Below are 6,607 nucleotides of genomic sequence, written 5' to 3'. Positions count from 1 at the left end.
GGCCTAGCTTTCGAGTTCTCTCTTCAGGTTGGCCAGCACCTCGCCCTGAATTTTCTTCAGCCCCAACGGCGCAAACGTCTTTTCAAAGAAGCCCTTGACGCCGCCCGCGCCGGTCCAGCTAGTTTTCACGGTCACGCTGGATCCGGGGCCCGCCGGCGCCACCGTCCAGTTGATCACCATCGACGAGTTCGCGTCCTTCTCGATGACGCTGTGACCAGCGACGTCGACGCTGGCCGCGACGTTGCGGCTACGTGATTTGGTGGCCTGCAACTTCCACTTGACGACAGTGCCCTGGCCCTGTCCGCCCTGCAGCACCTGGTACTCGCTGTACTGCGGGGACAGGATTTTCGGGCGGACGTTCTGGTAGTCCGCCACTGCGGCGAGCGTGGCCGCCGGATCGACGTTGATCAAGATGGTGCTGGCTGCGCTGACCTGTGCCATCAGGCGCGACTCCTCTGTTGTGATGCCGTCCGCGCGCGGATGCACGTGGTGTGGTCGAAGACTAGGGTATATGTGGTGCCAGGTTCGGAATCTGCACTCTCGGCTCACAGGTCGGGCGTCGATCGGTTGGTGGCGAGTTATCGAACCATCCCCGTGACGTCCGCGGTCCGTCTCGCTAAACCCACGTCAAATCTGTTCCGCGCCCGCACTAAACGCGATGGGCGCGGCCTGGACACGTCCGGACTGACCGGAGTCCTGGGCATCGATGCCGCAGCACACACCGCCGAGGTCGCCGGCATGTGCACGTACGAGCACTTGGTGGCGGCGACTCTCCGCTACGGGTTGTCGCCGCTGGTAGTCCCGCAGCTCAAGACCATCACCGTCGGCGGCGCGGTCAGCGGCCTGGGCATCGTTCCGCAATGGTCTGCCACACGAGTCGGTGCTGGAGATGGATATCCTTACCGGCGCTGGCGAATTGGTCACCGCATCACGTAGCCAGCACTCCGACCTGTTCCGGGCTTTCCCCAATTCCTATGGGACACTGGGATATTCAACACGATTGCGGATCGAGCTGGAACCTGCCGCACCGTTCGTGGCGTTGCGGCACATCCGCTTCCGCTCGTTGCCGGAACTGGTCGCCGCAATGGACCGCATCATCGACACCGCCGGACAGGGCGACACCCCGGTCGACTATCTCGACGGCGTGGTCTTCAGTCCCGACGAAAGCTACCTGTGCGTGGGCAGACGGACCACCACACCGGGACCCGTCAGCGATTACACCGGCAAAAGGATCTACTACCAGTCGATGCAGCACGATCGCGCCGGCCCGGAATACACCAAAGACGACCGGCTCACGATGAACGACTACTTCTGGCGCTGGGACACCGATTGGTTTTGGTGCTCACGCGCATTCGGCGTGCAGAACCCCCGGCTGCGACGCTGGTGGCCGCGCCGTTACCGGCGCAGCAGCGTCTACTCCAAGCTGGTCGCCGCGGATCGCCGCTTCGGTGTGTCCGACCGGATCGAGGCCCGCCACGGACGCCCGGCACCCGAACGGGTGGTCCAGGACGTCGAGGTGCCGATCGCACATTCCTGTGAATTCCTGGAGTGGTTTCTGGGCAACGTGCCGATCACACCGATCTGGTTGTGCCCGTTACGACTTCGCGATCGCGTGAGTTGGCCGCTGTATCCGATACCGCCGGATGTCAGCTACGTCAACATCGGCTTCTGGTCTTCGGTTCCCGGTGGCGACGGCCTGGGCGCCACCAATCGGGCGATCGAGGCGAAGGTCGGTGAACTCGACGGACACAAGTCGCTATACTCCGACTCCTTCTACACCCGCGAAGAGTTCGACCAGCTCTACGGCGGCGAGGCCTACAAAACAGTGAAGAAATCCTACGATCCCGACTCGCGTCTGCTTGATCTGTATGCAAAGGCGGTGCAACGGCGATGACGACGACCAGAGAGTCCGACCACCCGACTGCTGGCAAGCTCAACATGGCCGAGGTGCTGGCCATCTTCACTGCCACCGGCGACTGCCCACTCAAGTTCACCGCGTATGACGGCAGTACCGCCGGAAATGAAGACGCCGTGCTCGGCCTGGACCTTTGCTCACCGCGCGGCACTACCTATCTGGCGACGGCACCCGGCGAGCTCGGCATCGCCCGCGCCTACATAGCCGGCGACCTGCAGACCTACGGCGTGCATCCTGGCGATCCGTACGAGCTGCTCAGGATGCTGGCCGACCGGGTGGATTTCAAACGGCCGTCGGCGCGGACGCTGGCGCAGGTGATCCGGTCGATCGGCATCGAGCATTTGGTACCGATCCCGCCGCCTCCGCAGGAGACGCCGCCGCGATGGCGCCGGGTCGCTGATGGCTTGCTGCACAGCAAGACTCGTGATGCAGAGGCGATCCACCATCACTACGACGTTTCGAACACATTCTACGAATGGTTACTCGGGCCGTCGATGACCTACACCTGCGCGGTCTACCCACACGCCGGCGCGACGCTGGAAGAGGCGCAGGAGAACAAGTACCGGCTGATCTTCGACAAGCTGAGGCTCGCGCCGGGCGACCGGCTGCTCGACGTCGGCTGCGGCTGGGGCGGCATGGTGCGTTACGCGGCACGCCATGGTGTCCGGGCGATCGGGGTCACCCTGTCGGGAGAACAGGCCAAGTGGGCGCAACAAGCGATCGACAAAGATGGGCTGTCGACGCTGGCCGAGGTGCGCCACTGCGACTACCGCGATGTGCCCGAAGCGGAGTTCGACGCCGTCTCGTCGATCGGGCTGACCGAGCACATCGGAGTCAAGAACTACCCGGCCTACTTCGAGTTCCTCAAGTCGAAGTTACGCACCGGTGGCCTGCTGCTCAATCACTGCATCACCCGCCACGACAACAAGCAGACCTCGTTTGCCGGCGGATTCACCGACCGTTACGTCTTCCCGGACGGCGAGCTGACCGGCTCGGGACGCATCCTGACCGAGGTCCAGGAGAGCGGCTTCGAAGTGCTGCACCAGGAGAACTTCCGCCATCACTACGCGATGACACTGCGCGACTGGTGCCGCAATCTGGTAGAGCATTGGGATATCGCGGTCGCCGAGGTGTCGCTGCCGATCGCGAAGGTGTGGGGTCTGTACATGGCGGCGTCACGAGTTGCGTTCGAGCAGAACAACCTTCAGCTTCATCACGTGCTGGCCGCCAATGTCGAGCGGCGAGGCGCCGACAGCCTGCCGCTGCGGCCCTGGTGGCAGCCTTAGCTGCCGTCGATCCGGCGCGCGCCCAACTCGTTCTGCAGTAGTTCGAGTGCGGCTTCTTCGGGGTCGCGGCGTGGCGCCGACGGATCGGTGCGACCGGCCTCGGCGAGCATGTGCTCCTCTTCGTCGCGCTGCGCGGATTCCACAGCGGCAGCGATGTTTACCGAAGGTTCCTCTTCGGCGGGCGGTGGGGCCGCTTCGGTGGGCGCCGGCCCCCCTACCTCACAGCGCACCCGCCAATTGACGCCCAGCACTTCCTTGAGCGCTTCGGCGATCACGTCGGAGTTGCGCTGTTCGCACAGCCGCTTGGCCAGCGGCGCCGAGGCGTGGCTGAGCACCAGCGTGTCGCCGTCTACCGCGCGAACGGTGGCGCCGGCCAGCATCACCTCAGTGGTGCGGCTGCGCTGACGCACCTTGTCGCGCACCTCCGGCCAAATGGACCGCACCGCCGTTGCATTGAGTTCGCCTGGGGCAGAAGCTGATTCGGGCGTGGGATCTGGTGCCGGCGACGGTGGCGGCGGCGCAGGCGGCGGCGGTTCACTGGCCGGCTCGGGTGCCGCGGTCGGCCGACGGAATCTGACAGGTTCGGCCGGGGGTTCGGCCGGGCGTTCGGCCGGGGCGGGTGGCCGGGATGGCCGGCGCGGCGTGGCAGCCACCGCCGGTGCGGTCACGGGTGGCGCAGCCGCCGGTGTGGCTTCGGCAGCAGCGACGGAGATGGCCAGCCGGGTCTCGATGCGCTCGATACGTTGCAGCAGCGCCGATTCGGCGTCGCTCGCCGAGGGCAGCAACAGGCGTGCACAGACCACTTCGAGCAGCAGCCGGGGTGCGGTCGCACCGCGCATCTCCCCCAGTCCGGCTTGCACCACTTCCGCGCACCGGGTCAGCGTCGCCGCGCCGATTCGGGCCGCTTGCTCGCGCATGCGGTCCAGCACGTCTTCCGGCGCGTCCACCACACCGCGGCTGATCGCATCCGGAACCGCTTGCAGCAGCAGGAGATCACGGAACCGCTCGAGCAGATCGGTGGCGAAGCGCCGCGGGTCGTGGCCGGCGTCGATCACCGATTCGACGGCCCCGAACAGCGCCGCGGCATCCCCGGCTGCCAGCGCGTCGACGGCGTCGTCGATCAAGGCGACGTCGGTGGCACCCAGCAATCCCAACGCGCGCGGGTAGGTGACGTGGTCGTCGTCGGCCCCGGCGACCAATTGGTCCAGCACCGACAACGTGTCGCGGGGCGAACCACCGCCGGCGCGGATCACCAACGGGTACACCGCATCGTCGACGACGACACCTTCTTGTTCGCAGATCCGCCCGATCAGCGACCGCATGGTCTTGGGTGGCAACAACCGGAACGGGTAGTGATGGGTGCGCGACCGGATCGTCGGCAGCACCTTCTCCGGCTCGGTGGTGGCGAAGATGAAGATCAGGTGTTCGGGCGGTTCTTCGACGATCTTGAGCAGCGCGTTGAACCCGGCCGTGGTCACCATGTGCGCCTCGTCGACGATGAACACCCGGTAGCGCGACTGCGCCGGCGCGTAGAAGGCACGGTCACGCAGCTCGCGGGTGTCGTCCACGCCGCCGTGGCTGGCGGCGTCGAGCTCCACTACGTCGATGCTGCCCGGCGCGTTTGGCGCCAGACCCTGGCACGAATCGCAAACCCCGCACGGGCTGGCCGTCGGCCCCTGCACGCAGTTCAGCGACCGGGCCAAGATGCGCGCCGACGAGGTCTTTCCGCAGCCGCGCGGACCGGAGAACAGGTACGCGTGGTTGATCCGGCCGGCTTCCAGGGCAATGGACAGCGGCTCGGTGACATGCTCCTGCCCGACCACTTCGGCGAAGGTTGCCGGTCGGTACTTGCGGTAGAGAGCCACGGTCAGCAGGCTACCGGCGCGGCCCGACGACGATGCGGGCACCGCACGTCCCACTGTGGAGTCGGGCGGTGGTCACTGTGACTAGAGCCCGGCGTCGAGTGCGCATGGGTTCGGGTGTGGGTCAGCGGCTTCGAGGGTGCAGCCCGGGCGCGATTTCGCCGGATTTCCCGCCCTCAGCGCACACCCGACACCGTCAGTTCACGCTCGGCGCCGGGGCACCCAGCCGGGCCTCGGAAGCCGCCAGCAGCGCGCAGGTGGCCAGCCCGTCGACCGCGTCACGCAGATCCGGCAGCGACGGGAAGGTGGGCGCGATCCGGATGTTCTTGTCCTCCGGATCCTTGCGGTACGGGAAGGTCGCTCCGGCCTCGGTGACCGCGATACCGGCGTCCTTGGCCAGCGCGACGGTTCGGCGTGCCGTCCCGGGCCACACGTCCAAGCTGATGAAGTAGCCCCCCTTGGGCTCGGTCCACGAGGCGATCTTGGAGTCCCCGAGCCGCTGCTCGAGGATCTCCAGCGTCAGGTCGAATTTCGGTGCCAGGATCTGCTGGTGGCGCTGCATCTGCAGGCGGACGCCGTCGGCGTCGCCGAAGAAGCGCAGATGCCGCAGTTGGTTGATCTTGTCCGGGCCGATCGACTTCTTCCCCGCGTACTGCAGGTACCAGGCGATGTTGCCCAGCGACCCGCCCAGGAAGCTGACCCCGGCGCCGGCGAAGGTGATCTTCGAGGTCGACGCGAAGACGTACGGCCGGTTCGGGTTGCCGGCCGTGGCGGCCAGCCCGAGGATGTCGACCTGGCGCAGGAAGTCATGTGTCAGGGTATGCACCGCGTACGCGTTGTCCCAGAACAGCCGGAAGTCGGGCGCCGCCGTCCGCATCTGCACCAGCCGGCGAACGGTTTCCCAGGAGTACGTGACGCCGGTGGGGTTGCCGAATACCGGCACCGTCCACATGCCCTTGATCGCGGGGTCGACCGCGACGAGCTCCTCGATCAAGTCGACGTCGGGACCGTCGTCACGCATCGGGATCAGGATCATTTCGATGCCCATGGTCTCGGTGATGGCGAAGTGCCGGTCATACCCGGGCGCGGGGCACAGAAACTTGATGCTGGGCTCGTCCTTCCAGGGCCGTTGCGAGTCCACGCCGCCGTACAGCATCGAGAACGCGACGAGATCGTGCATCAGCTCCAGGCTGGAGTTGTTCCCGGCGATCAGGTTGGGCACCGGAATACCAAGCAGCTCTCCGAAGATGGCTCGCAGGCCGGGCAGGCCGTGCAGGCCGCCGTAGTTGCGGGTGTCGGTGCCCTCGGCGTCGCGGAAGTCGTCGCCGGGCAGGCTCAACAGCTGGTTGGACAGATCGAGCTGCGCCGGAGCCGGTTTGCCGCGGGTCAGATCCAAGTGCAGCTTCTTAGCTTGCAGCTGCGCGTAGTCCTGCTGGTTGCGGGCGTGCAGTGCGGTGAGCTCTTGCACGCTCAGGGAATCGAACGCCACCATGTTTTAACAGGGCCCCTTCGCTGTCGAACGCCGGAGAGTGACGGGCCGGCTA

At 66.2% G+C, this 6,607-nt stretch carries 4 protein-coding genes and 1 pseudogene; 2 read left to right on the top strand and 3 right to left on the bottom strand.

Features of this window, described 5'->3' with window-relative positions; translation table 11 throughout:
- Positions 1 to 3 precede the first annotated feature (3 nt).
- A complete protein-coding gene (locus DB708_RS01460; protein ID WP_108920527.1) occupies positions 4 to 441 on the bottom strand; it encodes an SRPBCC family protein in 438 nt (145 codons plus the stop codon).
- 72 nt (positions 442 to 513) lie between these two features.
- On the opposite strand from DB708_RS01460, the pseudogene DB708_RS01455 reads away from it, so the two are divergent.
- Together DB708_RS01455 and DB708_RS01450 are read left to right on the top strand one after the other, a co-directional pair.
- Positions 514 to 1,894 (top strand): annotated as a pseudogene (locus DB708_RS01455) (FAD-binding protein).
- Complete coding sequence (locus DB708_RS01450) at positions 1,891 to 3,201, top strand: class I SAM-dependent methyltransferase (RefSeq protein ID WP_201263389.1); 1,311 nt, start codon at positions 1,891 to 1,893, stop codon at positions 3,199 to 3,201. Before DB708_RS01455 ends, DB708_RS01450 begins: the two are co-directional and overlap by 4 nt.
- Here DB708_RS01450 and DB708_RS01445 read toward each other — a convergent pair.
- Both DB708_RS01445 and DB708_RS01440 read right to left on the bottom strand, forming a co-directional pair.
- Positions 3,198 to 5,066: a DNA polymerase III subunits gamma/tau gene (locus tag DB708_RS01445; RefSeq protein ID WP_108920525.1), complete on the bottom strand. Its 1,869-nt coding sequence runs from the start codon at positions 5,064 to 5,066 to the stop codon at positions 3,198 to 3,200. The two genes, DB708_RS01450 and DB708_RS01445, sit on opposite strands and share 4 nt — an antisense overlap.
- A gap of 193 nt (positions 5,067 to 5,259) precedes the next feature.
- On the bottom strand, positions 5,260 to 6,552 hold the full coding sequence (locus DB708_RS01440; protein WP_108920524.1) for an aminotransferase class I/II-fold pyridoxal phosphate-dependent enzyme: 1,293 nt from the start codon (positions 6,550 to 6,552) through the stop codon (positions 5,260 to 5,262).
- Positions 6,553 to 6,607: the final 55 nt, after the last annotated feature.

The sequence above is a fragment of the Mycobacterium montefiorense genome, from assembly GCF_003112775.1.
GTDB classification, from domain to species: Bacteria; Actinomycetota; Actinomycetes; order Mycobacteriales; family Mycobacteriaceae; genus Mycobacterium; species Mycobacterium montefiorense.
Note: the sequence above shows the minus strand (reverse complement) of the source record. Positions and strands in the feature narration are given on the sequence as shown.